At 49.1% G+C, this 1,287-nt stretch carries 1 protein-coding gene; it reads left to right on the forward strand.

The window, feature by feature from the left end:
- Positions 1-248: 248 nt before the first annotated feature.
- The coding region (locus AC2VE5_RS27680) for a Gfo/Idh/MocA family oxidoreductase (protein WP_486890723.1) at positions 249-1,287 on the forward strand (1,039 nt) is incomplete at its 3' end.

Genomic DNA, 1,287 nt, shown 5'->3' on the forward strand with positions numbered 1-1,287 from the left:
GTTCTACCTTGATCCGTAAAAGCGGTTAAATAGCTTTAAGTTCCTATACCTTTTCCCAAAAGCCTTACCTTTCCAGCAAAGTATGTCACCAGCCTCATGGCCTGAAGAAAGTCTTGGCAGTCCTTTGAAATTCATTATCCAGTGAAATGTTATGTTACTATCCATCTGACCAATTTAATTGCTGAGTATAAATACTATGCCTGCATGATGCGGCAGAGGGCTTGAGAGGAGTGAAGGACAGCCTATCGATGGAAAACTTAAAGGTTCACCTGCAAAGAACCCACCCCAAACCAGTTCGCGTCGGGGTGATCGGCGTCGGGAATATGGGACAAAGCCACACACGGGTTTTAAGTTTACTTAAAGACGTTGAGCTGGTTGGGGTCTCAGATATTAACGTTGAGCGAGGCATTGATACTGCCAGCAAATATCAGGTTCGCTTTTTTGAAGACTATCGGGAGCTGTTACCCTTTGTTGATGCAGTGTGTGTGGCAGTGCCGACTCGGCTGCACCATGAGGTTGGCATGACCTGCCTGCAAGCTGGCATCCATGTCCTGATTGAGAAACCCATCGCCGCCAGTATTGCTGAGGCTGAGTCATTGGTCAACACCGCTGCGACCTGCCAACGAATTTTACAGGTGGGCCACATTGAACGGTTTAATCCAGCCTTTCAAGAGCTGAGTAAAGTCTTAAAAACCGAAGAACTTTTAGCCTTAGAAGCGCATCGCATGAGCCCTTATTCAAACCGGGCTAATGATGTTTCGGTGGTCTTGGACTTGATGATCCACGACATTGATTTACTGCTAGAGCTGGCTGCAGCGCCGGTGGTAAAACTTACTGCCCTGGGAAGCCGGGCAGCTGATTCGGGTTACCTAGATTACGTCACTGCAACCCTGGGGTTTGGCAATGGCATTGTTGCCACCTTAACCGCCAGCAAAGTCACCCATCGTAAACTGCGTCGGATTGCCGCCCATTGTAAAAACTCCCTGACTGAGGCAGATTTTCTCAACAACGAAATCTTAATTCATCGTCAAACCACGGCCAGTTGCATGGCAGATTATGGCCAGGTTTTGTACCGACAGGATGGACTCATTGAGCAGGTATACACCAGCAATATTGAACCGCTCCACGCTGAACTAGAGCACTTTGTGCATTGTGTTCGAGGGGGCGCTGAGGCGGACAGCTTTACCGGGATTCATTTTAAGGACCATAATGCCAGCATAGAGAACTTAGACGAAGCCGAATTGCTCCGGGGCCACGAGGACCAGGCGCCCAGGGAGGCAGATAGGC

The organism is Aliterella sp. E5.1 (assembly GCF_057473825.1).